Source organism: Larkinella terrae, from assembly GCF_009668025.1.
Taxonomy (GTDB): domain Bacteria; phylum Bacteroidota; class Bacteroidia; order Cytophagales; family Spirosomataceae; genus Larkinella; species Larkinella terrae.
This window is the reverse complement of record NZ_WJXZ01000002.1, coordinates 214,099-239,748: the sequence shown is the minus strand read 5'-3', so window position 1 is coordinate 239,748 and position 25,650 is coordinate 214,099. Positions and strand designations below refer to the sequence as shown.

The following is a 25,650-nucleotide window of genomic DNA, read 5'->3' as shown; positions in this document are numbered from 1 at the left end:
ATAAATTAACCTGGTCGGCCTTGTCTCCTGCTTCCTTTCCGAAATTACAATTGCCGAGTTGGTTTACGGCGTCGAAAATAGCGCCCTGGATCGCCGTGCCAAAAACCGGGAAAATCTTAACTGGTTGCGCAGCGCATTTTCAGACCGGATCTTGTTGATCGGCCCGAGTTTTGATGAATACGCCCGTCAGAAATCTCTCCTGAAGCGATTGGGAAGGCCTGTCGCAGAATTTGACCTGCTAATTGGATCAACTGCCATTACGCACAATCATACGTTAGTTACGCGCAATACCCGCGATTTTGAAAATCTGGATCGTATCCAATTGGAAAACTGGATCAACTAATTTTCAGGGTAACTTGTTGGCGGTTTTACTTTTTCCGCATCGCCCACTCCCGGCCCGGTTTATCAACCCGGAAGCTCTCGAGATTGCCCTGATCCTGGAGGGTTACGTAGGCCGTGCGACCGTCTTTGCCGCCAAAACAGATGTTCGTCGGGCGCTTGCCGATCAGTTGGATTTCCTGCACCACTTTGCCATCCGGAGACACTTTGGCAACGGTTCCTTTGCCAAACCGGGCGATGTACAAATTGCCGTCGGCGTCGCAGCGCATGCCGTCCATGCCAAAATCCGGGAACTCGATCAGCAGCCGTTTGTTGCTGACCTGACCACTCGCCGACAGATCGTATACCCAGACTTTCCGCTGGTTCGACTCGTTGACGTACAGCCTTTTATCGTCAGGACTCACCTCAATGCCGTTGGTGGTCCCCATGTTTTCCTCCAGCGCAGTTACCTTGCCGTCCGTGTCGATTCGCCAGATGTTGCCCGTATTGTTCTTCCAGCTCGGATCGCTCGCGTAAAGCCGGTCCTTGCTGTCGATCGCAATGTCGTTGGGCTGGTTCATGCGCGGTTCGTTGGCAAAAACACTGACGGTTTTTGTGCCAGCTGCCACTTTCAGAATGTTATGCCTGGGGTAATCGGCGATGAACATATCGCCTTTTTTACTGAACCGAATCCCGTTGCCGATGCTGCCTTCGGGCAATTCGACGAACACGCTGGCTTCTCCTGTCGGCGTAATCTGGCCGATGGTGCCCTGTTTCCCAAAATTAACGGCATAAACCGTCCCCGATTTATCCACCGCCGGACCTTCAACGCCGGACGTAAAACCGTTCACCGGTGTAAAAACCGCTGATTTGAACAAGTCTTCAGCGGTTTTCGCCGAAGCCAGAAACAGGCCAAGTCCCGTCAGCGAAGTGGCAACAACAAGCGATACTTTTTTCATCAATAGGGTTGGTTAGTTCATGGTTTATAGTTCAAGGTCTATCGTTTAATCTCAACTATAAACAGTAAACCATAAACTTTCAGTGACTGTCTAAACTTTATAATTTCCCTTCTTTCGCGTTGCCCCCAACCCCCTAAAGGGGACTTTAATCGGTGTCCTAAAGCCCCCTTTAGGGGGTTGGGGGCAACATAGAAAACATGATTTACTATTTTTGGACAATCTTTAAACAGAATAAAACCTATAAACTCCGGTGGCCGTGCACGACTTCCTGCGGAGCATCCCGCTCTTCTTTGGGCATCCGGCGGTGCCACCACGACGCCAGAATGGAACCGGTAATGTTCATCAACGGCCCGAAAATGGCCGGAGCCAAGCCCACCGTCGCCATTTTTCCCATCTGGTTGGCAATGCCCGACGCCAGACCGCCGTTTTGCATGCCCACTTCAATGGCAATGGTGCGGCAGTCGCGTTCGCTCATCCGGAACAAACGACCCGACCAGTAGCCCAGAAAATAACCGGACAGGTTGTGGAGCAGTACCAGACCCAGCAACGTAGGCCCAATGGATAGCAGGCTATCGCGGCCCGCCGAGGTAATAATGACAATGATAAAGGTGATCCCAAACATCGACACATACGGCATGGCATCGTCGAGCCATTTGGCTTTTCCGCTCAAAAACCGGTTGAACAACAAACCCGCGCCGATTGGCAGAATCACCATTTTGGTAATGTCCCACATCATCGCCAGCGTATCGATTTCGACGAAAGCGCCCGCCAGCATCCGCATCAAAACCGGGGTAACGAAGGGCGCCATCATGGTGGAAATGGCCGTAATCGTGATGGATAAGGCCAGGTTAGCTTTCGCCAGATACGAGATTACGTTGGACGCCATACCGTTCGGCGAACAGCCAATCAGGATAATCCCGGCGGCAATTTCGGGCGGCAAACCGCTGATGCTCGCCAGCGTAAACCCAATGGAAGGCATGATGATGAAGTGACTGACGACGCCGATCAATACTCCACGCGGCATTTTGACCACACCCACAAAATCGTTGAGGCTCATCGACGTGCCCATCCCAAACATGATGAGCTGAATCAATGGCGTAATTAACTTACTGAATTTGAATCCGTTATACGAAACAAAATACGTCGGATAAAATAAGGCCGTGGTGACAGCCGCAAAAATCATCACCGTGTAGGAAAAGCCTTTCAGGTTGTCGAAACCCCGAAACCCGATGGCGACGGCCAGAAAGAAGGCAATCAGAAAAGGTCCTGCCATCGGAATATTACCGGTGACAATCATTCCAAGCGCAACCAACAGACAAATACCTGCCAGGCCTAAAATCAGTTTATGCATGGTAATTTTTTCAAGAGGTTTAGGAAATCCCTCCAAATATAACAGTTTTTTGGCTTGGGGCAGAGGGGTTTGGGCGTTGGGCTTGGGGCAATGAGTGGCTGACGCATTCCATTTCTACGAAACAGCCCTCTGCCCAACGCCCAAACCTCTCTGCCATTTACTGCGCCCGCTGCTGCACGATCACTGGGTTCGCGATGCCGTTCAGGTCGTAGACGATCCGGCCTTTGCGGATGGTCATTTCGCAGCTCAGCTTTTGTTTGCCTTCAATTTTGTGACCGGTGTAATCGAAAAAGCCGAAATAACCGGTGTCCCGAACCGCAAATTTGCCGTCCTGCAGGTCCAGAATGGCCACATCGGCTTCCGAGCCTTCGCTCAGACTGCCGAGTTCGGGCCGCTTGATCGCCAGGGCCGGGCTGTAGGTGCTGGCTTTGATGACGCTTTTCAAGTCCATGCCCATCGCCAGAAATTTCGACATCACGTTCAGCATGTCTTTCATGGCGTTGTTCATGCTCCCCGTGTGAATGTCGGTACTGATGGTGTTTGGGTAAAAACCGCTTTTCAAAGCCGGAATAGCCTGTGAAAACGCAAAACTAATGCCGCCATACCCGACGTCGAAGATGATTCCCTTCTTCTGCGCTTCCCAAACGAACGGTTTTATTTTATTCGTCGTCACGTCCAGAATCGGCTCGCGGGTGGCCAGTTGCCCGAAACAGTGGGTGAAAATATCGCCCGGCCGCAGGCGTTGAAGGAACAACTCTTCGATGGAAAGCGTCGGTTTGCTACCGCCAAAGTCGATCATCACCGGTTTGTTCGCCAGTTTTCCGGCTTCCACGGCCCGGTCGGTGGGCGTCCAGTCGTGGCCGTTGAAGTGCGCCAGTTTAACGCCAACGACCAGATCGGGGTATTTCTGGGCCATCTCCGCCGTTGCTTTGGCGTCCATGTCCTCAATATTTTGCTCGAATTTACCGCCCCGCATACCGCTGCCGACAATGTTGAGCAACGCCAGCACCCGCGTCTGCGACTTATCGATGGTCTGTTTCTTGAACGTTTCGAAATCACGCCAGCCGGAGCAACCCGCATCAACGATGGTCGTTACGCCGTTTCGAAACGTAAAACCGTCGGGCGGCAACGCATTCGGACCGTTGCTGTACGTCTGATCCATGTTTGTTCCAAAAAAAACGTGCGTGTGGATGTCGATCAAACCGGGCGTGACGTATAAACCCTTGGCTTTCACCACCTGCCGGGCGCCGGTCGCGTCGATCGATTTGGCCACTTTTGCAATTTTCCCGTCCAGAATAGCCACATCCATCACCGCGTCAATGTTGTTTTTGGGATCGATGACGTGACCGCCCTTGATCACAACATGATACGGTTGCGCCAAGGCGAGATTTCCGGCAACGAAAGCACAAGCAAGAACAAAAAGAAACCGTTTCATCATGGGAGTAGGTTAATGGGTGAACGTTAATGGCCCCCAACCCCCTGAAGGGGGCTTAAAAAAATAGATTCTTTAAGCCCTCTTCAGGGGGTTGGGGGCAGCTTTTATACCGCCTTCGAAAGTTCTTCTTTGATCCGTTTCGCCACGATTTTTTCCTGACCCGGTTTCAGCATCCAGACGGTCACGCCAATGCTGCTGGGACCACCGCCACCGACTTCGATGGACGGATCACCCGCCCGCAACGCTTCCTGAACCTGTTTGCCGGTTACTTTCAAAACCGCCGGGTCCCAGGAAATGCGCAATGACGGCGTATGGTTGCCCAATGGATTCACGCGAACTTCGGTTTTGACGCCGTTAACGGTTTTAACCGTGCTTTCCACGTGCGCAACGCCCTCTTCCCAGCCTTTCCAGGTTTTGGCAAAGTCCTGCGCCAGAAACTTCTCGACGGCGACGTACATACCCAGAATTTCCTCCTTGTTCACCTTCATCCCGCGACCGATGTTGTAGCCGCGCGGGGGCATGTGCTGCCGGGCGGCCGCGATGATGTCTTTTTTACCCATCAGCAAACCGGCGCTTTGCGGTCCGCGCATCGCTTTTCCCCCCGAAACGACCACAAAACTGAAGCCCATATCATTGAATTTATACAGGTTTTCGACCGGTGGCACGTCGGCAGCAATGTCGATGGACGTCGGAATGTTGTGTTTTTTGCCCAGCGCCACCCACTCCTCGTGCATGATTTTGCCCTTGTCCGACTGAATGTGCAGAAAGTGCATCAGGGCGGTTTTTTCGTTGATCGCTTTTTCCAGTTCTTCAACGGTTTCGATGTACACCATTTTACAACCGGTATTTACCAGCGCGTGGTTGTACACAATTTCGTGCCCTTTCTGGCAAATCACTTCGGATTTCATGCCGGTGCCTTCCAGGTGCGGCAGCGCTTCAATCTTCTTCTGGTCCATACCGGTCAGAATCCCGGCCAGACCCAGCGTCATCCCGGAAAACGCACCCGAAGTCACGACGGCAGCTTCCGAATGCACCAGTTTCGCAATCTTCTCCCCGACTTTGTCCTCCAGTTCGTCCAGCATACAGAACTCTTTGGAAGCGTAATTGATGGCGTCGAGCACTTCGTCGTGCATCAGCGAACCGGTCATGTAAGTCAGCGTTCCGGCGGCATTGATGAACGTCCGGACGCCCAGTTCCTTGAACAGATCGCGTTTGGGAGCGGCCAGAACAGCCGCTTCGGCAGTAATGGGCAGCGTACCGACCAATCCACCCAGCAGGGGGACGCTCGATAGCCGTTTGATGAGTTTTCTTCTGCTTAGCATGAGTTTATTAGCGTTAGGTTCTTTTCTTCCGATTTTTCTTGGCGGCTTTCGGATCGGCGGGTAGGGTAATCTTCCAGATGTTACCGCCCTTTCCGCCGTATTCAATGATATACACGGTGTTATCCACGAGCAACGCGTCGGTCGGTTCCGTAAAACCGTCGACAATCCGGGTGGTTTTCGTCGTGAAATTATCGGTGGCTTTGTCGTACGTCAGGTCGAGGTGCAGCAGGTCCCGGCCCTGTTTTTTCAGCGGATTAATGATCGTTGAACCACGTCGCGGACCCGAATACCGGATCACAAAACCGTCGCCCTTAAACTCATCGGCCAGCACTTTTCGGGTATCGAAAAACAGGCCCAGCGGGGAGCTATGCGCGTTGAACGTCCCAACCCCCACGCCCGTTGAATCGCCGTCGAAGACCTTCCCGGTTTTCGGATCGCGGTATTCGTTAGCATCCGGTCCCATGTTCAAAACCGGGCCGGTGAACTTGACACCGGCCGGTTTTTTCGGAAATTCCGGGTCATTGCGGAAATACCGCATGAGCCAGGCGTGGGCAAACTTGCTGATGAAGGGATCTTTCTCGGGATCGGGTTGCCAGTCGGGGTACTGCTGCGGGTTGTCGAGACCGCCCCCCATTACCCACGGAAAACCGTAGTGATGGCCCTGCCGGATCCAGAACATGTCTTCGGCGTGGTCGTAATCGCCGGAATTGGAAACCGCAAACAACCGGCCGTCGCCGTCGAAGGCCATGTCGTAGGCATTCCGGATGCCTTCGGCGTAGATGTAACCGTCGGCTTTCAGTTTGGCCAGGTCGTCGGGCAATTCCAGGTTTTTCACGCTTACCGGAAACCGGAAAATTTTCGAGGTCAGGGCGTTGTCGCGGGCGTTCGGATACACTCCGCCGTTGTCCTGCACCTCGCCGTGGTCGGTTCGCGCACCGGTATTTACGTAAATGTATTTTTCATCGGGACTGATTTCCAGCGCATTCCAGCCGTGGTCGAAGGTCGTTTTGTTGGTTCCGTACTCAACGGTATTGAATACCACCGTCATTTCCGGCTTTTCGCCCGACGCCAGATCGTAGCGCACCATCCGGCCTTTCGTACCCTTGTTGTTATTAACGCTGATGTTACCGGCCAGGAAGAGCGTGTTCTTCAGAAAAGCCGCACCCTGTAGCCGCGTAATCCCGTGATCTTCGGCCGATAAAACCTTCTCGGCCACCGGCGGTTGCCCCGCTACCATCTTGATCCGGAATACATCACCGGTAAATGTCGTGTAATACAGATCGCCGGTCCCCGGATGCTGAATCAGTCGCACGGCTTCGGGGCCGACGGCCAGAAAATGCTCTACCTTAATATCCGGTCGTAGCGCCGTGGGCGGAACCAGCGTTTTCGCGTCGGGGCCTTGCGCCCGAAGCAGGATCGGACAGCAAACCGCTATTGCCAGCGCGCTTATTTTTTTCAGGAAAGGGTTTACCACTATCATTTGTTGTTGGTCTTGGGAACAGTTAGTTTGCGTAGGTAAGCGACTAATTGCCAGCGTTGTTCGTCCGAAAAAACATCTTTAAAAGGCGGCATATTGCCCCGGCCGTTCGACAGTTTCCAGAACAGGGCACCATCGGTTTGTTTGGCCACTTCCGGATCATGGAAGTTGGCCGGTTTTGAGCCCAACGACCGGCCCGCAGCCCCATCGCCAAACCCGGTTTCGCCGTGGCAGGACGAGCAGTATTCCATGAATAATTCTTCTCCCTGCGCCAGCGTCAACGGCTCCGTCGGGAAGTGGCTTTTCAAGGTATCGGCCCAAACCGGGGCTTTCCATCTGTCCTGTTTGGGGTCGTCGGTTTTCGGCTTGTACAGTAAAGTGGTAAATCCGAAAACGCCAGGAAGCAGGACCCCGGCCATTATTTTTTTAAGTAATCGCATTTCCTGAAAACTCGTAAGAGGGTTCAACTTTTGCCGCTGTCAGGGTTTTCAACCACTGACAGGGTTTCGTCGCCCTGTCAGCGGTTGAAAACCCTGACAGCGGCAAAACCGGTTATTTCTTCTTTTTAATCGTCTTCCGAACGTCACCCACCTCATCCGCCGTAATGGCGCTCGCCGAATTGCCGAAATTTTGCCGGACAAACGTCAGCACTTCCGCGATGTCTTCGTTCTTCAGAAAATCGTGCTGCGGCATGACGTTGTTGTACGACTGTCCTTTCACCTCAATCGGTCCCTCGATTCCTTTTAACAACACTTCGATCAGGCGTTTTTTGTCGCCCAGCACCCATTCCGATTCGGCCAGGGGCGGAAACCGCTGCGAGTCGCCCCGACCGTTGCGCTGGTGGCAGGCCGCACAATACACGGCGTAGACTTTGCTGCCCATCACCGGTTTGTCTTTGTCCAGGTTGTCGGCGATCTGGTCCGGCGTCCGGATGGTCGACATCGTCTTCCGTTTTTCCATCTGCGCCAGTTGCGCCGGGCCAAATTTCGATTTATCGCCTTTGTACGTAATCTTCCAGATTTTGCCTTTTTCGGTTTCGGCAATGTACAGCGAGCCGTCGGGGCCCATTGCAATGCCCATCGGCCGGTACACCGCATCGCTTACGTTAACGACCGGATCGACGCCCGCAAAACCGTCGGCAAATACTTCCCAATCGGTCGATGGCGAGCCGTTTTTGTCGGGAACAAAACCGATGAAATAACCGGCCTGCGGATACGGTGCGCGGTTGGTCGAGCCGTGAAAGGCAATGAAAGCGCCGTTTTTGTAATGCGCCGGAAAACCGTTTTTTGCGCCGGTTCCCTGATAAAACACGAGATCATTGGGTGCCCAGTGCGCCGGAAAACCGATGATGGGTTGCTCATAATCAGCGCCTTTACCCTGTTTTTTGCCGTCGCCACCGTACTCGGGATTCAGGAGTTTTTTCTTCTGAATCTGGTCGTAGTAATAATACGGCCAGCCTGCGTCCATTCCTTCTTTCACCCGCAGAAACTCTTCGGCGGGCAACACCGCGCTTTGCCAGGGCGTATACAAATGCGACCATAACATCAGGAAATCGTCCCGACCGTGGCCGACGGTATACAGCGTTTGATCGACCGGATTCCAGTCCAGCGCGACGATGCTCCGCAGGCCGGTGGCAAACAGCTTTCCGTCTTTCTGGGTTTGTCCCGGTTTGTTGGCGTCGAACCGCCAGATGCCGCCGTGGTCGGCCAGCAGACCGCAGGGGTTCAGGCCCGGAGAGCTGGGAATGCGGTTTTTCTCCTGACACGCGTTGGAACCGGCCCCGAATGGCACATACATGTAGCCTTTGTTATCGAATGCGACCGGTTTCGTGATGTGTTCGTGCATGCCGTGGGCGTGGTCGTCGGTCAGAATCACCTCCGCCGGACCTTCCGGAACCAGTTGGCCGGGCGTCAGTTTGTAGCGATACACGATCAGTTCAGAGCTGAAATACAGGTAGCCGTTGTGAATCCGCATCGCCGTTCCGTAGGCTCGTTCGCGCGATAGGCCGCCAAACCGCTTGATGATGTCCGCCCGCCCGTCGCCGTTGGTATCGCGCAGGGCAATCACCGATTCATCTTTGTCCCGCACAAACCGGGCCTTGACGTAAATATCGCCGTTGTCGTTCACGGCCAGGTGCCGCGCCCGACCCGCCAGACTGTCGACCACGACAGTAGCTTCAAATCCTTCGGGCAAAAAAAGACCGGCATTTTCTGCCGTCCGGGCCGGAAGATTGTTCTTGGAATCCCGTTGCGTAAATCCAACAGCGGCCAGCAGAATGAGCAGACAGCTTTTCGTGTAGAATTTCGACATTAAAAACGTTGGTTATAAATAGATAAGAGAGGTGAGACAAGAGATGTGAGACGGCGGACCGTTGAGATAACACTGGGTTTTGTTCCAACGGTCTGCCGTCTCACATCTCTTGTCTCGATTCTTTACTCTTTACCGCACGACCAACGGATTGGCGATTCCGTTGAGATCGTACACGACTTTACCGCCTTTGATGGTCATTTCGCATTCAAATTTTTTCTTGCCTTCCACCCGGTACCCGGTTTTGTCGTAGAACCCAAAATTGCCTTCACGGAGGTTCAGAATGGCTACATCGGCGATGGCGCCGACCGACAAATGGCCCAGCATTTCGCGTTTGATGACCTGCGCCGGAGTCCAGGTGCTGGCTTTGATCACATCCGCTACCGACTCGCCCATGCCAACGAATTTAGACATGATGCTCAGGAGGTCTTTCATCGAACCGTTCATGCTGCCGGTGTGCAAATCGGTGCTGATCGTGGTCGGGAAAAAACCGGCTTTGAGGGCCGGAATGGCCTGCGAATAATTGAAGCTGGCGCCACCGTAACCGACGTCGAAAACGATGCCTTTTTTGCGGGCTTCCCAGACAAACGGTTTGACTTTCCCGGTGGCTTCGTCCACGATGGTTTCGCGGACATTATCATCCAGCAGGGTGTAGGTGTGGGTAAAAATATCGCCGGGCCGCAGGTGTTTCAGGAACAGTTGCTCGAGCGACAGCGGAGGATTGTGCATTCCGAAATCGACCATGACCGGCATATTGGCCAGCTTCCCGGCTTCCACGGCGCGGTCGACGGGCGTCCAGGTGCCGCCCATGTAGTGCGCTACCTTAAAACCGACCACATCGTTCGTATTGCCGAGTGCCATCGCGGCCGCCATTTTCGGGTCCATATCGGTGGTATCCTGCTCCCAGTTGCCCCCGCGCATGCCTTCGCCCACGATGTTAAGCAGCGAAAGAACCCGCGTTTTTGACGAGAAAATGATGTTTTTCTTGAACGCCGGGAACGACTGCCAGCCTGCTCCGCCCGCATCGACGATGGTCGTGACACCCACCCGGAACGTAAAACCGTCGGGCGAAACCGCCGTCAGCCCGTTGCTCAGGTAGTGATTCGGTTCGGTGCCGTAAAAAACGTGACCGTGGATGTCGATCAGCCCCGGCATTACCAGCAGACCTTTGGCATTGACCACCTGCTTGGCCTTACTGGCGTCGATGTTTTTGGCAACCTGAACGATTTTGCCGTCGGTAATGGCCACATCCATCACCTCATTGAGGTTGTTTTTCGGGTCGATCAGTTGCCCGCCCTTAATGACGATGCTATATGTTTGGGCACGCAGCGAACCTCCGACACAACCGATCAGAAGAAACAAAAAATACAGTTTTCGCATGGGTTTAGGCGCAATAAACAACGACAATCAGACCGACGCTTTCGTGAGTTCTTCTTTCAAACGGGTTGCGACAATTTTCTCCTGGCCCGGCTTCAACATCCAGGTTGTCAGGCTGATACCGCCCTGTTCGCCTACCACTTCGATCGACGGATCGCCGTTACGGAGGTTTTCCTGCAGGGCTTTCGTCGTCAGGTTGATTTTGGCAGGTTCCCACTTGATCCGCAGCGTCGGGGTGTGATTACCCAGTTCGGGCCGGAACGTTTCGACCGAAACGCCGTTGACTTTTTTGACAGTATCGGAAATATGCGCCACGCGGTCTTCCCACATTTTCCACTCTTTTTGCTGGTCCTGACCCACGAATTTTTCGAGCGCGACGTACATGCCCAGAATCTCTTCCTTGTTCACTTTCATCCCGCGACCGATCGTTGAACCACGGGGTGGCATGCTCAGCCGGGCGGCCGCAATCAGGTGTTTTTTGCCCATCAGAATCCCGGCGCTTTGCGGTCCGCGCATGGCTTTTCCCCCCGAAACGCACACCAGATCAAAACCCATTTCGTGGAATTTCCAGAGGTTTTCGACCGGCGGCACATCGGCGGCAATGTCGATCATCGTCGGAATGTTGTGTTTTTTGGCCAGATTAACCCATTCCTGGTGCATGATCTTGCCCTGATCCGACTGAATGTGCAGAAACCACATCAGGGCGGTTTTTTCGTTGATCGCTTTTTCAACTTCCTCGGCGGTTTCGACAAACACCATTTTGCAACCGGTGTTGGTCAGCGCGTGCGAATAGCCGACGTTGTGGCCTTTCTGAACAATCACTTCGGATTTCATGCCGGTGCCTTCCAGTTGCGGCAGGGCTTCCACTTTCTTCTGATCCATACCGGTCAGAACGCCCGCCAGACCAAGCGTCATGGCCGAGAAACAACCGGCTGTTACCACCGCCGATTCGGCATGAACCAGCGCGGCAATTTTCTCCCCGACTTTGGTCTGCACATCGTCGAGCATCATGAATTCTTTGGAAGCCGCCTGAATCGTTTCCATCACCTCGTCCTGCATGAGCGAACCGGTCATGGCCGTGTAGGTTCCGGCCGCGTTAATGAACGTTCTGATTCCCAGCTCTTTCACCAGGTTTCGGGGTGCCAGCGTAGTAGTAGCCGCCAGGGCTGACTGCAACGGGGCTGCACTGCCCACTAAACCGCCGAGCAGCGGCATGGTCGATAACCGTTTAAGGATAGTTCTTCTACTGATCATGTCGATGGGTTAACTAAGACGTATTGAAAAACCGCCCGCCCGAAGCGGGCAGAGCGGTCTGATACTCAATTAGATGTAAGCGATACAGTCCATTTCAACCAGCGAATCGCCGGGAACACCGCCGTAAACCGCCACCGTCGTACGCACCGGCGGCTTGCTGCCAAACCGGCCTTTGTACACTTCGTTCATGCCTTTGTAATCGTTCAGGTCGTGCAGGAAAACCGTCACTTTCAGCACTTTTTCCATCGACGAACCAGCTTTAATCAACTCTTTTTCCAATTCTTTCAACACCTCATCCGTATGCACTTTGATGTCTCCTTCTTTGTGGTAGCCCTTTCCGGCCACGAAAACCAGATTTCCCATTTTGGTCGAACCGGAAAACAGCGGTACATCCTGTTCCGTAACCACATTGAAGACTTCTTTTTGCGGAGCAGCAGCAGCGGCTTCCGCTTTCGAACTTGCGACGCTCAGACCAGTAATTCCGGCGACTGAGGCAAAAAGACGTTTGAGGAGGGATCGGCGTTGTGATTTCATTAGAAAAATGAAGAATGGATAAATGAATAGTAAAATTTTTAAGTAAATAAGCGTTTTTTTACATCTCTTACCAGATTTTCGCTTAAAAAAGAAACCGGTTTTTTAAAGCTGGCAGCCTTTGCTGTTGATGATGATGTGCGCGTCCATTTGCTCGTAATGCGCACTGATGGTGTTACAGATCAAATCCAGCTTCTCGAAAAGCGGTTCGTCGTCGAGCGAAGCCGTCAGGTAGCAGTCTTTCATCACCTCTTCGTCGTAGACGATTTTGATTCCGTACGATTTTTCAAGGGTGGCAAATACCTCGGCAATCGGCGTCCGCTTAAAGCTAAATAGCTGATACTTAGCGGGCCCTTCCAGCATCGCCGGTTTCGGAACGACACTCTTGATGATGCGCGTGTCGGTCGGCGAAAAGACGATCTGCTGATTGGGCGTCAACACGATTCCCCCCAGTTTATAATCTTCTTTCTGCTGCGAAACCGTCGCCTGCGTACCCGCAAAAACCGACACCTTGCCGGTTTTCACCAATACCTTCACCTGGCTCGCATCTTCCGGGGCCTGCACCGTAAAGCTGGTTCCCAATACCTTCGTTACCAGGCCGTTGGCGTACACATAAAAAGGACGGCTCGGGTCTTTATGGACTTCAAAAAACGCTTCGCCCACCAGATAAACCTCCCGAATATCACCCCCAAAATCTTTCGCGTAACTCACCCGGCCTTTCGGTTTCAAGACGATGGTACTGCCGTCCGGTAAATTGATCGTTTTCGGCCCGTTGTTTGCGTTGGCCACTTCCAGGAGCGGTTTTGAAACCTGCGTGATCAACTCCGAATACGTAGTTCCCTTTTTTGGGGCGGGTTGCTGAAGCGTATACCGCAGGAAAAAGCCCAGCACCAGCACGATTCCGGCGGCAATTCCGTACTGCCAGGGTGTAAATCGGTACCATTTCACCGACGGCCTGTCGGCCTGGTCAATGGAAAATTTCAGCCGTTGAATTTCATGTTTTACTTCCCGATCCGAAACCGGGACCCGGTCGTTCGGAAAACGCGCATATACCTCATTCAGCGTACTCAGCAAATGGTAAGCCTTGTCGACCAGTTCTTCCTTATCCGGATTCTGAGCCAGCCAATCTTTCCAGAATTTACTTTCAATCGGGTCGTTAACTAATTTCCAACGTTGAAAAGACGGGTCTATCGCTAATTCCTCCGGCTCAATATTCCGATAATCTTGCATACCAAACAGTAATACTTTGCTGATTACGGGTAAAGATGCAAGTGTGTACGGCCAATACTCCTTTTTTCGGAATAATATTTCGAGTTGATTTGTAACCGGTTTCGATTGGTTACCCGATTTTTAAAACCTTTCGCCGGAACTTGGTTCTAAATACGGTTTTCAACCCGGAAATGACCCTTAAACCTGACCACGTATTACGCATGAAAAAGACGCTATTTTGGATTTTCGGCCTGCTTTTCGCACCCATCCTGATCAATCCGGCCCAGGGGCAGACCAAAAAACCGGCTTTCCGGGTTGTGGCGATGGCCGAGAAAGGCGGAGGTGTCCACGCACCTTTTGTGGCGGCCGCGAAAGAGTGGCTTCAGCAACTGGCAACGGAAAACAATTTCACCATTGACTACATCGAAAATACGGAGCCGATCAACGACAAATTTCTGGCTAAGTACCAGTTATTCATTCAGTTGAATTACCCGCCCTACATGTGGACGGATGTGGCTAAAGCAGCTTTTATCAAATACATTCAGAACGGAAAAGGCGGTGGCTGGATCGGTTTTCACCATGCAACGCTGCTGGGTGAGTTCGACGGTTATCCGATGTGGCCGTGGTTTTCGGAGTTTATGGGCGGCATCCGGTACGTCAATTACATTCCCAATTTCGCCAAAGCGATGGTACACGTGGAAGCCCAATCGCACCCGGCTATGAAGGGTCTACCGCCCACGTTCGAGGTCGAAAAGGAAGAATGGTATCGCTACAACAAGAGCCCGCGCCCGAACGTCAGGGTGCTGGCAACGGTCGATGAAGCCTCTTATTCACCCGATTCGGAGGTCAAAATGGGTGGTGATCACCCGGTTATCTGGTCGAACGAGCGGATGAAAGCGCGGAATATTTACATTTTCATGGGCCACCACCCGGATTTATTCAAAAACGACGCGTTCAAAATCCTCTTCCGAAATTCCATCTTCTGGGCCGCAGACCATTGATCAAGGACCACTGATTGAGCGGATTTAAGGGATTAAAACTGATTCTTTATCTGCGAAACTCAATTCTAATCACTCAAAGCCGCCCAATCAGTGGTCCCAATTGTCTACAAAACCTGACCTACTCCATGAATAAAACAGAAACTGTATTTCCCAAAACCGCCCAACTGATGATTAGCCCCGCGCGGGTCGGGGCCATCGATATTTTGCGGGCACTGACGATGGTGCTGATGATTTTTGTCAATGACCTCTGGTCGTTGAAGGACATTCCGCTCTGGCTCGAACATGTGCCGGAGGGGGCCGACGGCATCGGGTTGGCCGATGTCGTTTTCCCGGCTTTTCTGTTCATCGTGGGCATGTCGCTCCCCTTCGCGATCGACAACCGGCGGAAAAAAGGCGATACGGATTTTCAGCTGATTGGGCACGTTTTGCAGCGGTCGGTTGCGCTGCTGACGATGGGCATTTTTCTGGTCAACGGCGAATCGATCAACGCCGAAGCCACGGGCATGCACCGGCTGCTGTGGTATACAATTTCATGTAGCTGCTTCATCCTGATCTGGAACGCGTACCCGAAATCGATGCCGAAATGGCTCAGTTCAAGTCTGAAAATTACCGGTTTGCTGGTATTGGTAACGCTGGCGGTTCTGTATCGCGGTGGCGAAGACGGTAACCTCACCCGCTTTGAACCGCACTGGTGGGGCATTCTGGGGCTCATCGGCTGGTCGTATCTGGCGGCTGCGCTGGTCACGGTATTTGCCCGAAACCGGCTGGCGGTTTTAATCGCGGCCTGGTGCGGTTTTGCGGTTTTAAGTCTGGTTGCCCACGCGGATCTGTTGCCTAAAGCCATCCATTTTATTCCCGGCGCGATCCGCAATGGAACGCTGGCGGGCCTGAGTATGGGCGGGGTAGTGACCGCGATCCTGTTTCAGCATTACCGAAAAAAAGGCGACAACCGGCAGATGACGGTCGTTTTTCTGGCCATCTCGGTTTTGCTCATTGGGTTATCGGTGCTGACGCGCCCGTATTGGGGTTTGTCGAAACTGGATGAAACACCGGCCTGGCTGTTTCTGTGCAGTGCCTTCACGATACTGGCGTTTACGGTTATTTACGGGCTCGTCGATGTGCTGGGAAAAGGCCGCTGGTTTCGCTTCATCAAACCCGCCGGAACCGATACGCTACTGTGTTACCTGATTCCGTATTTTGCCTATGCCACCACGGCTCTGCTGAAAATTCATCTCCCGGACGTTCTGCTGACCGGCGGCATCGGTCTGCTGAAATCGTTTCTATTCGCGTTGCTGTGCGTCTGGATCACCGGTTTGCTCGGCAAAGCGGGCGTCCGACTGAAATTGTAGAATCGACTGAAAATGTAAACTACGCATAGCCCGAAGGGCTTCACTATAGGATAACCCCGGATGCAATCCGGGGCACAAACGCAAACCCAGTCACTCCAACCCCGGTAGGGGTTGACTCAGACTGTAGCGATTCAACCCCTACCGGGGTTGGGATAGCGTTTTGCCATCCACCCTACCCGTACCCCGGATGCCATCCGGGGTTATCCAAAGTGAAGTCCTTCGGACTTCGTCGTTGGAATCGGGATATGGCTTGATGTAGGGTTCGCGGCAAGCTGGCAGTTATAAATCATACCTTATTTTTGACCGAAACTCTAAAAACGCCAGGCTCGCTCTAATGATATAAAAGTGCGAATGCTAACGGCGTTCAACTGAAATTGTAGAATCTGCCAAAACTGAAAATCGGCAGAAACCATAAATAGGCATAGCCCGAAGGGCTTCACTCTGGATAACCCCGGATGCAATCCGGGGCACAAACCCGGTCACTCCAACCCCGGCCGGGGTTGAACAGCTACGAACTGAGTCAACCCCTATCGGGGTTGGGCCAACGTTTTGTCATCCTGCCTCCCTACCCCGGATTGCATCCGGGGTTATCCACAGTGAAGTCCTTTGGACTTCGTCGTTGGACCCGGGATATGGCTTGATGTAGGGATCGCGGCAAGCTGGCAATTATTAGGTCATGAACTTTTCCCTCTAAAGAACGACCAATAAATTCTCAAAAAAACCGTATCTTTCATCGCCCCAATCACCTAAGAGATGTACTGAAACATGCAAAGTCGTGCCGTTCGGTTGGTGTATTGGCTGGTTCTGTTCCTGCCCGGCCTTGCTGTGGGCCAGAACCTGATTCAGAATGGCGGTTTTGAGAATTACCGCTCCTGCCCGCGTCAGGACAATCTGCTGGGCGAAGCGACGCCCTGGTACAACCCCAACGGCGCTACACCCGATTTCTACCACCAGTGTTTCCCGACGGTTCAGATGGAATTGCCGCCCCATTCCGGGCAGGGCCTGGCCCGGCTGTTTCTGGATGTCAGCTGGGCCGAATACCTCGCCACTCCGCTCAAAAAACCGCTCGAAGCCGGTGAGTGCTATTTCTTCGAGATGTACGTCGCCACTCCCACGCCGAACAAATACCTGAACGGAACCATCGGCGCGTACGTATCCGAAAAACCGCTCAATTCGACGGAAAAGGGACTGTTTACGGCGGATGCGCAGGTGATTGACAACGTACTGACCACCAACATTCCGGCCCTGCGCTGGGAGAAAATTTCGGGCTACATCAAAGCCAAAGGCGGGGAGCAATACCTGACCATCGGAAGTTTCAAAAAACTGCCGGTTTTTCTGGGGTATTTCTACCTCTTCATCGACGATGTGGCGCTGCTGCCGATTAAAACGGATCTGGGCAGAGACACCACGCTTTGCGGACGGAAAAGTACCCTGCTGCTCGACGCCACCACGCCGGGCGCCACCGAATACCGCTGGCAGGACGGCAGCACCTCGCCCACTTTTCTGGTTACCAAACCCGGCAGTTATTCGGTGACGGTGACCACGCCCTGCAAAACACTGCGCGACACGATCAAGGTAGATTACGCCCTGGATTTCGACCTCGGCCGCGATACCACACTCTGTGAGGGCCAGACAATTACGCTCCGTACACCGCCAAATGTACCGCCGTCGTTTCGCTGGCAGGACGGTTCGACCACCGCCACGTATCCCGTCAAGCAGGCGGGTTTGTACAGTCTGCGGGTCGAGCAGGCCAGTTGCGTTGTCACCGACAGCATTCAGATTCGGTTTGTGCGGCCTCCGCGCCTGAACCTGGGCCTGGATCAAAGCCTGTGCGGGGCTCAGGTGTACACGATCCGGCCCGATTATGCCGAAGGGAAATTTGCCTGGCAGGACCAAACCGCGGAGGTGGTACGAACCATCGGCAAATCCGGTTTTTTCCGGGCATCGGTCAGTAACGACTGCGCAACCGTGAGCGACACCATCCGCATTTCGTACAGCGACTGCGGTTGCGTGCTGTATACGCCGGATCTATTTACGCCCAATAACGACGGACAAAACGATGTGTTTCAGCCTTTTGGCTGCGGAGATATTACCATCAAGTCCTTGTCGGTTTTCAATCGCTGGGGCGAACTGATTTTCCGGACCGACGTGGTGCCGTTTGAATGGAACGGAACCTATCTCGGAAAAACCGCCCCTGCTGGTGTCTACGGCTGGCTGATCCAGTACCAGCTGAATCAGGGTACCGGCGTGCTGGCGGAACAAAAACGGGGCGCCCTCAGTCTGATCCGATAGGGCGCCCCGCGGGTTGTGTATCTCAAAAAACCGTCAGCCTTTCTTTTCGGCGGCAGCGGCTTCTTCGGCTTCGGCCAGTTTAACGGCTTCGTAGAGGTTCACGATCGCACCGGTTTTCGACAGTTCCGCAAAGTCAACCAGATCGTTGGATTCCGGCCGGAGCACCTGCCGGTTTTGCACAACGGCCGATTTTTCAATGATTCGCTTCAGATCGGCGTAAGTCAGTTTCGGGAAATACGATTTCAGAACGGCCGCAATACCGGTCACCACCGGTGCCGCCATGCTCGTACCGCTCAGGTTATCATAGCCATTGCTTGGCGTCGTGGAATAAATGGCCGCACCCGGCGCAAAAACATCGACGGTTTTCCGACCATAATTGGAGAACGAGGCCACCATTCCTTCGTTGTTTTTGGCCGTAATGGCACCCACCGTAATCAGGTTCGGAATCGCCGTTCCGTCCATAAACCGGTCGGACGGAAAACTGGCTGTCGTGTCCAGCAATTTATTGTCGTTTCCGGCCGCGTGAATCAGCAAGACTCCTTTGGAAAGCGCATACCGCATGGCATCGTCAACGGCTTTGCGCTGGGGTGAAACGTCTTTTCCGAAGCTCATATTAATGATCTGCGCGCCGTTATTGACCGCGTACCGGATTGCATTGGCTACATCCTTGTCCCGTTCGTCGCCATCAGGAACCGCCCGAACGGCCATGATCCGCACCTGATCGGCCACGCCCAGAACGCCAAGCTGGTTGGTGCGGTCAGCGCCAATGATTCCGGCCACGTGCGTGCCGTGCAGGGCGTCGGGGCCTGTAATATCGGCATTGCCGTACCCGGTTTCGCTCATGTCGTCGGGTTTGTCGCCCACAATCGAGCGGCTTTCATACTCCGGATTGTAGGCGTAGTCGGCTTTTGCCTTGAGGTCTTCCAGTCCGCGTTTTAGTTCCGCCTGAATATCCTCCGCCGTCGCAAAGCCCTGCGCCGTGGTCATTTCGTACATGGCCGCAGCTGCTTTTTTCACGAATTCAACGTCACTGGCCGGTTTTCTGAGCGTTGCCGTGTCCAGTTTCTCAACACCCAGTGCTTTCTTCAACCCGTCGATGATCGTCACCAGCTGGTTGCTGAAGGTGGTATAGGATTCGTACTGCTCCTTGTATTCAGCGCGTTTCTTTTCGACCTCGTTTTTGTATTTGATAAACTGGTCGTATTCTTTCTGCTGCGCCGGTTTGAGCGACGAGCGTTTTTTGCCTTCGTATAAGGGCCGCAGCCGGACGTATTGCCGGGTTACTTCGGCGGTTTCGTACTGCACATTGCGACCGTCTTTTCCACCTATAAAGTTCCAGCCGTGGACATCGTCGACAAAACCGTTCTTATCGTCGTCGATTCCATTTCCGGGAATTTCCTTCGGATTGGTCCAGAGAACGCGCTTTAAATCTTCGTGGGTAGAGTCGATGCCGCCATCGATCACGGCGACAATAACGGGTGTGGCTTTGCGGTTGCTGAGTAATTCCCGGTAGGTTCGGTCGGTGCTGATTCCCAGGACACTATCGGTTTTCGAGTCGAGGTGAAACCATTGCCTGGATTGAGCCTGACTAGGTGCCAGACCCAGCAGGAGGAATGTATAAAGACTAAGCATTCGGAATACAAACTTTTTGAACGCCATAAAAAAATAAGTTATCGGTTAAGTTATTTCCGTTAACACCAGAAACGGAGACTGTGTTCGCGCAGGTCGCAGTTAAGTATAACGAATCGAAGGTGAATTACCGTATATTTTACTGATTATTGGGTCCCGAACGCCAAATTTCACCCAATTCAGGGGAGAACTGTGCGGTTTTTTCGAAAATTTAATGAGTTTGCTAGTAATCACCTGGCAGCCGCCGATCGGCTATTTCAACAGCCCGAACCCTACCATCAGGAGGAAAACCAGGCCCGCATACCAGTAGTCTTTCAGCTCCTTGAGCGCCCGCCATAGAAGATTGGCAACCGCCCCGCGGCTCAGCGACATGACTTCGGCGATGGCTTCGTTATCCAGATTTTCGTAAAACCGCAGGTAAATAATTTCCTGCTGACGGCGGGAGAGTTGCGGAATGAGTTGCTGCAGTTTCCGGACGTAATACTGACTGGTTTCGTCTTCAATGATGGTCGTTTCGATGGGCAAATCGCCAACCAATGCCGAGTCAAAATCCAGTTCTTCGCTTTCTTCCAGCCACTTATTCTCGGTTTTCCGTCGGTAAATCCGTCGGCGAATCGACACCAGCAAATAGAGCTTTACGGAATCGGGCTGGCTCAGGGTCTGGCGTTTATCCCAGATTTCCAGAAACAGATCCTGAATGCAATCCCGGATGACCTCGTGATCCCGGGAGAATTTGCTCCCGTAATTATATAGCCGTTTGTAATACCGTTCGGCCAGTTCGCCCATCGCCAGTTCATCACCTTCCTGAAAGTGACGCCAGAGGTCGGCATCAGCAATCGCTTCAAGCGGACGGTGATTGGGCGGTGAACGAAACATACGACACGGTGTCAAACAAAGCTGCGCTGATTATCAACGGGTAAACGGCCTCTGGTAAGCGCAGACCAGCCATCTTCTCTTCGCAAAAGCGACGGTTTAGTCCTTTTTACCCTTGTTGAAAGGTAGATATGGATCACAAAAATCAGGGCGCTCCCGGAATTTATAAAAAAATAAAATGATTTTTTTGATTATTTCCATCAGGCACCTGCTTCTCCCTTATTGAATAGCCTTTCAAATCCCTTCCCTGAATGGAGCATTACCAACACGTTGAAGACTTTCTGAACGACCCTTCGTTCCAGGCTTGGATTGACGGCGACCCGGAAGCGATGGCTTTCTGGACGGTCTGGCGCCGGGAGCATCCCGAACACCAGGCGGTTTTGGATCAGGCGAAGGCGCTGATCTATACCGTCCGGCGGCAACCGATCAATTTGTCGGACGAAGAAGTGCGGCAGGAAGTCCAGAATTTGGTGACGCAGTTCCGGGAGCGCAAACAAACGGAGCTCCCGGAAACGGAACCGCTGGAACCCGTCGTCTGGTGGAACCGGCGGGTCTGGTTGCGCTGGGCCGCTTCCATTCTGGTTGTTCTGGGGCTGGGTTTTCTGCTCGTGCGGCAGAATTTCCGGCCGGAGCCGACGGTGTACCGCCAGCTTGTCAGCGAAGCCCCCACGGAATTGCTGGAAAAAACGAATACCAGCCGCGAGCCGCTCACGCTGGTGCTGGCCGACGGATCGGCGATTACGCTGGAACAAAACAGCCGGATCAGTTACCCCAGGCAGTTTACCGGTTCGTTTCGCGAGGTGTATCTGTCGGGCGAAGCTTTTTTTGAAGTGGCTCACAATCCCGGCAAGCCGTTTCTGGTCTACGCCAACGAAACCGTTACCAAAGTGCTGGGAACGAGCTTCCGGATTCGCGCATTCGATACGGGCCCGGAAGTGGCCGTGGCGGTTCGAACCGGGAAAGTTTCGGTGTACCCCAAAACCGCCTTCCGGAAAACCGCTTCAGAAACCGGTCCGCAGCCTGCGGGCGTGTTGCTGATCCCGAATCAGGAAGTTGTTTTTAACCGAAAAACCGAACAGTTGCAAAAAGGCCGCGTCGAAAAACCGGAGCTGGTGCCCATCGCGACCCACGTTCAGGAACTGGATGTGGAAGATGTTCCGGTTACGCAGGTGCTGGAAAAGCTGGAAAAAGCGTACGGAATCGAGCTGGTTTACGACAAAACCCGACTGGAAAAATGCCCGATTACGGCTCAGTTTTCGGACGAAACCCTGGCCAACAAACTCGAATTTATCTGCCGGGCCATCGGGGCAACCTATGAAGTTCAGGATGGGCGGGTGCTCATTCAAAGTCCGGGCTGCACGCCCTGAACGGACCCGATTTTACGTCATTTCTAACCCCTTATCTGCGTGCCTATGCCTGAATAAAACCGCTACACTCCTCTTCGCTTCCGCGAAAAACGTCCTGGGTTGGCGTGCCCGACTGCCTGAGCGGTAATGGTTCCAACAGCATCGTTCCGGCTCCCGACGCGCCACCCAGCCCGTCCTGCAAACTTCCTCATCGTTTGGCAAGACGCCCAAAAGGGCGTCGATGAGGGATTTTTTGTCCATTTCTTCCGAAACGACTCAAAAAACAACCCAATGTATGAAAAATCCGGACTGGATTTCACCCTCCTTAATCAAGCTTATGAAACTTTCCCTCCTCCAGGTGCTGCTAGCGGCCTGCGTGGTTAGCCTCTCCTTCGCCCGCGACAGCCGGGCTCAGGAAATGCTGAACAAGAAAGTGACCGTACAGGTAGTCGACAAAGACATCAAAACCACGCTGAAATTCATCAGCAAAGCGGCTCAGGTACGGTTTCTGTACAGCTCGCTGATGATTCAGGCCGACCGGAAAGTAACGTTTACGGCCGTCGATGAGCGGTTGGAAACGATCCTCGACCAGTTGCTAACGCCCCTGAAAATCACCTATAAAGTAGAAGGCAAACAGATTTTGCTGACCGCAGCTCCTTCGGGTGCCCTCAAACCGCTACCGGCTGATGAGATGACTCAGGTTGGGGTCGATCAGTCGATCTCCGGCACCGTGACCGACGAGAAGGGCGAAGGGTTGCCAGGCGTTAACCTCATTCAGAAAGGCACCAGCCGGGGCACAACAACCGATAAAGACGGCAATTTTAAATTCCAGATCACCGACGGTCAGGCGGTTTTGGTGGTTAGTTCCATCGGCTATCTGACGCAGGAAATTACGGTGACCAACCGGCAGGTGCTTGCCATTCAGCTGATCTCCGACACCAAGGCGTTGAGCGAAGTGGTAGTCGTTGGGTACGGCACGCAGTCGAAACGGAATGTAACCGGTTCCGTGGCAAAAGTAGATATGAAAGTCACCGAAAACCTGCCCAACACCAACGTCGCCCAGGCGTTGCGCGGGCGGGTGGCCGGAGTGCAGTTCATCGACAACGGACGACCGGGCCAAAGCGGCAGCATTCTCGTCCGGGGTCGCCGGTCCATCACCGCCAGCAACGATCCGCTGATTATTCTGGACGGTATTTTCTTCAACGGGAGCCTGGCCGAAATCAATCCGAACGACATCGAGTCGATGGAAATCCTGAAAGACGCGAGCGCGGCCGCCATTTACGGTTCCAAAGCGGCCAACGGCGTCATTCTGATTACGTCCAAACGCGGCAAAAGCGACAAGCCAACCATTCGGGTCAACAGCTACTACGGGGTATCCAACTGGAGCAATCGCATCAAAATGCTGTCGCCCGAGCGCTATTTGCAAAAAACGCTGGACTACCGGGCGCAAAGCGGGCAGGAAGCCAATCCGGCCAACATCGCCAGTTACCTCCAGAACACCGAAGCCGATAATTACCGGAATGGCGTCACCCTGGATCCCTGGGATGAGGTGTCGCAAAAAGCCGGTGTGCAGTCCTACGACCTCAGTATTGCCGGTCAGTCGGGCCGCACCAATTACCTCGTATCGGGGGCATTCGTGAACGAACAGGGTCTGATTTACAAGGACATGGCGAAACGCGTGACACTGCGGAGTAATCTGGAGACGAAGGTGGCCGACTGGCTGACGGTGGGGGTCAATGCCACCTACGCCCGGCGCGATTTGTCGGGTGTCGATGTGGCCCTCAACTGGGCCGCTCAGGTCAGCCCCTTTGCCAAAATGTATTACGATGACGCCAAAACCGATCCGGTTCACTTTCCGCAGGATGTGCAGCTCGTTCCCAACCCGCTTTTCAACTCCATCCGCCGTCAGAATGAAGAAATCTACCACAATCTGTTTTCCAATTTCTACGCAAAAATTGAGGTACCTTTCGTGAAAGGGCTCAGTTACCGCATCAACTATTCGCCCAATTACCGCTGGGAACACAACTACTTGTTCGAACCGGCTTACCAGCGTTTCGGCGAGAACATCCTGGCCAATGCCAGTAAATACAACCGGGAAACGTTCGACTGGGTGCTGGAAAACATCGCCACTTACAGCCGTCAGCTGGGTCACGACCATTCATTTGATGTAACGCTCTTGTACGGACGGAACCGCAACCAGTGGGAATCGACCACCGCCACGGCTTCCAATTTCTTCAACGGAGCCAACGGCTGGAACAACCTGGGCATTGCCCAAACCCAGCAAACGACAACGGATGCCTCCACCGTCGACGGTATTTCGTCGATGCTGCGGCTGAACTACCATTTCAAAAACCGCTACCTGTTTACCCTGACGGCCCGGCGGGACGGCAGTTCGGTGTTTGGCGCTCAGAACAAGTATGCCACGTTTCCATCGGCTGCAGTGGCCTGGATTGCGTCCGATGAGTCTTTCATGAAGTCATTAACGTTCATCGACCTGCTGAAACTGCGCGTCTCCTACGGTTCGGTCGGCAACCAGGCTATTTCGCCGTACCAATCCCTGAGTCGTTCCGATAAAACGCAGTACGTTTTTGGCGACGGCAGCCCTACTTATAACGGTACTTTCCCAATGAGAATGGCCAATACCGACCTGAAGTGGGAAACCACCACCTCGGCCAACGTTGCGGTTGATTTTGAAATCCTGAAAGGACGCATTGGCGGAACGCTCGAATACTATAACATGGACACCAAAAATCTGCTTCTGAACCGTTCGTTGCCCTCTACAACCGGTTTTCCGTCGGTCATTACCAACCTGGGGGCCACCAACAACCGGGGGTTCGAATTGACGCTTAATACCCTGAATATGCAGCGAGGTTCGTTTGAGTGGAGCAGTAATGTCGTGTTTTCGACCAACCGGAACCGCATCGTTCATATTTACAGCCGCGACCTGAACAAAGACGGTCTGGAAGACAATGATCTGGGGAACAAATGGTTTATTGGCCAGCCCGTTCAGGTTGCGTTTGATTACGTGATCGATGGGGTTTACCAGGAAGGCGAACAACTGCCGACCGGCTACAAACCCGGTTTTTACCGCCTGAAAGACCTGAACGGCGACGGCAAAATCACCACTGACGACCGCACGGTGGTGGGCCAGCTGGAACCCAAATACCGCTGGGGTTTTACCAACACCTTCCGCTACAGCAACTTTACGCTATCGGTTTTTCTAAACGCCATGCAGGGCTGGATCCGGAGTTACAACCAGATGATTCCGAGCAATAATTTTCCGGGGAGTGCGTCGAATTTCCCGGACAACGGCTGGTGGACGCCCGAAAACAAATCGAACACGATGGCGTCGCTGGTGTACACCAATCCGTACGGACACGGGTATTACGTGACCCGCGATTTCGTGCGGGTGCAGGATGTTTCGCTGGCGTATGAGTTGCCGAAAACACTGCTCAATCGCTGGAAAGTCGGCACCGCTCGGGTGTATGTGAGTGGCAAAAACCTGCTGACGTTCACGAAATACCCCGGTTTCGACCCCGAAATTGGCTCCGAAGCCAACGGTTATCCCATGCCCCGCACGTTGACGGGCGGCATTAACCTCAGTTTTTAATTCCCTTTCC

The 25,650-nt window shown here is 53.4% G+C and carries 20 protein-coding genes; 6 read left to right on the top strand and 14 right to left on the bottom strand.

The window, feature by feature from the left end; translation table 11 throughout:
- The first annotated feature begins 4 nt into the window (after window positions 1-4).
- Complete coding sequence (locus GJJ30_RS05090) at window positions 5-343, top strand: PIN domain-containing protein (protein WP_310588205.1); 339 nt, start codon at window positions 5-7, stop codon at window positions 341-343.
- A gap of 25 nt (window positions 344-368) precedes the next feature.
- On the opposite strand, the gene GJJ30_RS05085 is transcribed toward GJJ30_RS05090, so the two are convergent.
- From GJJ30_RS05085 to GJJ30_RS05035, 11 genes are all read right to left on the bottom strand, one after another.
- Window positions 369-1,277 carry an SMP-30/gluconolactonase/LRE family protein gene (locus GJJ30_RS05085; RefSeq protein WP_154173833.1) on the bottom strand — a complete coding sequence of 303 codons (909 nt, stop codon included), beginning with the start codon at window positions 1,275-1,277 and terminating at the stop codon, window positions 369-371.
- A 238-nt stretch (window positions 1,278-1,515) separates the two neighbouring features.
- Window positions 1,516-2,628: a bile acid:sodium symporter family protein gene (locus GJJ30_RS05080; RefSeq protein WP_154173831.1), complete on the bottom strand. Its 1,113-nt coding sequence runs from the start codon at window positions 2,626-2,628 to the stop codon at window positions 1,516-1,518.
- A 157-nt stretch (window positions 2,629-2,785) separates the two neighbouring features.
- Window positions 2,786-4,066 carry an amidohydrolase/deacetylase family metallohydrolase gene (locus tag GJJ30_RS05075; protein ID WP_205880533.1) on the bottom strand — a complete coding sequence of 427 codons (1,281 nt, stop codon included), beginning with the start codon at window positions 4,064-4,066 and terminating at the stop codon, window positions 2,786-2,788.
- A 101-nt stretch (window positions 4,067-4,167) separates the two neighbouring features.
- Window positions 4,168-5,385, bottom strand: coding sequence for an aminotransferase class V-fold PLP-dependent enzyme (locus tag GJJ30_RS05070; protein WP_154173829.1), 1,218 nt, complete (start codon window positions 5,383-5,385; stop codon window positions 4,168-4,170).
- 13 nt (window positions 5,386-5,398) lie between these two features.
- Window positions 5,399-6,865 (bottom strand): PQQ-dependent sugar dehydrogenase, encoded by a 1,467-nt coding sequence (locus GJJ30_RS05065; protein ID WP_154173827.1) that lies wholly within the window; start codon window positions 6,863-6,865, stop codon window positions 5,399-5,401.
- Window positions 6,862-7,302, bottom strand: coding sequence for a c-type cytochrome (locus GJJ30_RS05060; protein WP_154173825.1), 441 nt, complete (start codon window positions 7,300-7,302; stop codon window positions 6,862-6,864). Before GJJ30_RS05060 ends, GJJ30_RS05065 begins: the two co-directional genes overlap by 4 nt.
- A 112-nt stretch (window positions 7,303-7,414) precedes the next feature.
- Window positions 7,415-9,172: a PQQ-dependent sugar dehydrogenase gene (locus tag GJJ30_RS05055; RefSeq protein ID WP_154173823.1), complete on the bottom strand. Its 1,758-nt coding sequence runs from the start codon at window positions 9,170-9,172 to the stop codon at window positions 7,415-7,417.
- A 129-nt stretch (window positions 9,173-9,301) separates the two neighbouring features.
- Entirely contained in the window at window positions 9,302-10,549 is a 1,248-nt protein-coding gene (locus tag GJJ30_RS05050) for an amidohydrolase/deacetylase family metallohydrolase (RefSeq protein ID WP_154173821.1), read from the bottom strand.
- Between the two features lie 27 nt (window positions 10,550-10,576).
- Window positions 10,577-11,800: an aminotransferase class V-fold PLP-dependent enzyme gene (locus GJJ30_RS05045; RefSeq protein WP_154173819.1), complete on the bottom strand. Its 1,224-nt coding sequence runs from the start codon at window positions 11,798-11,800 to the stop codon at window positions 10,577-10,579.
- Between the two features lie 69 nt (window positions 11,801-11,869).
- Window positions 11,870-12,334, bottom strand: a complete 465-nt coding sequence (locus GJJ30_RS05040; protein WP_154173817.1) for a RidA family protein — start codon at window positions 12,332-12,334, stop codon at window positions 11,870-11,872.
- 102 nt (window positions 12,335-12,436) lie between these two features.
- Window positions 12,437-13,561, bottom strand: coding sequence for a FecR family protein (locus tag GJJ30_RS05035; protein ID WP_154173815.1), 1,125 nt, complete (start codon window positions 13,559-13,561; stop codon window positions 12,437-12,439).
- 200 nt (window positions 13,562-13,761) lie between these two features.
- Here GJJ30_RS05035 and GJJ30_RS05030 point away from each other — a divergent pair, with 200 nt between their 5' ends.
- The 3 genes from GJJ30_RS05030 (at window position 13,762) to GJJ30_RS05020 (ending at window position 18,182) form a co-directional block, all read left to right on the top strand.
- Window positions 13,762-14,541 (top strand): ThuA domain-containing protein, encoded by a 780-nt coding sequence (locus GJJ30_RS05030; protein WP_154173813.1) that lies wholly within the window; start codon window positions 13,762-13,764, stop codon window positions 14,539-14,541.
- A 125-nt stretch (window positions 14,542-14,666) separates the two neighbouring features.
- A complete protein-coding gene (locus tag GJJ30_RS05025) occupies window positions 14,667-15,890 on the top strand; it encodes a DUF5009 domain-containing protein (protein ID WP_154173811.1) in 1,224 nt (407 codons plus the stop codon).
- A 765-nt stretch (window positions 15,891-16,655) separates the two neighbouring features.
- The gene (locus GJJ30_RS05020; protein ID WP_154173809.1) at window positions 16,656-18,182 is read left to right on the top strand and encodes a T9SS type B sorting domain-containing protein; all 1,527 of its coding nucleotides are present in this window, start codon (window positions 16,656-16,658) and stop codon (window positions 18,180-18,182) included.
- A 33-nt stretch (window positions 18,183-18,215) separates the two neighbouring features.
- Here the strand turns inward: GJJ30_RS05020 and GJJ30_RS05015 are convergent, their stop codons facing one another.
- Together GJJ30_RS05015 and GJJ30_RS05010 are read right to left on the bottom strand one after the other, a co-directional pair.
- Window positions 18,216-19,814, bottom strand: a complete 1,599-nt coding sequence (locus GJJ30_RS05015) for a S8 family peptidase (RefSeq protein WP_154173807.1) — start codon at window positions 19,812-19,814, stop codon at window positions 18,216-18,218.
- Between the two features lie 249 nt (window positions 19,815-20,063).
- Window positions 20,064-20,687, bottom strand: a complete 624-nt coding sequence (locus GJJ30_RS05010; RefSeq protein ID WP_154173805.1) for an RNA polymerase sigma factor — start codon at window positions 20,685-20,687, stop codon at window positions 20,064-20,066.
- Between the two features lie 248 nt (window positions 20,688-20,935).
- Here GJJ30_RS05010 and GJJ30_RS05005 point away from each other — a divergent pair, with 248 nt between their 5' ends.
- Entirely contained in the window at window positions 20,936-22,051 is a 1,116-nt protein-coding gene (locus tag GJJ30_RS05005; RefSeq protein ID WP_154173803.1) for a FecR family protein, read from the top strand.
- Window positions 22,052-22,094: 43 nt separating this feature from the next.
- Here the strand turns inward: GJJ30_RS05005 and GJJ30_RS05000 are convergent, their stop codons facing one another.
- Entirely contained in the window at window positions 22,095-22,232 is a 138-nt protein-coding gene (locus GJJ30_RS05000) for a hypothetical protein (RefSeq protein WP_154173801.1), read from the bottom strand.
- Between the two features lie 135 nt (window positions 22,233-22,367).
- Here GJJ30_RS05000 and GJJ30_RS04995 point away from each other — a divergent pair, with 135 nt between their 5' ends.
- Window positions 22,368-25,640, top strand: a complete 3,273-nt coding sequence (locus tag GJJ30_RS04995; protein ID WP_154173799.1) for a TonB-dependent receptor — start codon at window positions 22,368-22,370, stop codon at window positions 25,638-25,640.
- The last annotated feature ends 10 nt before the right edge of the window (window positions 25,641-25,650 follow it).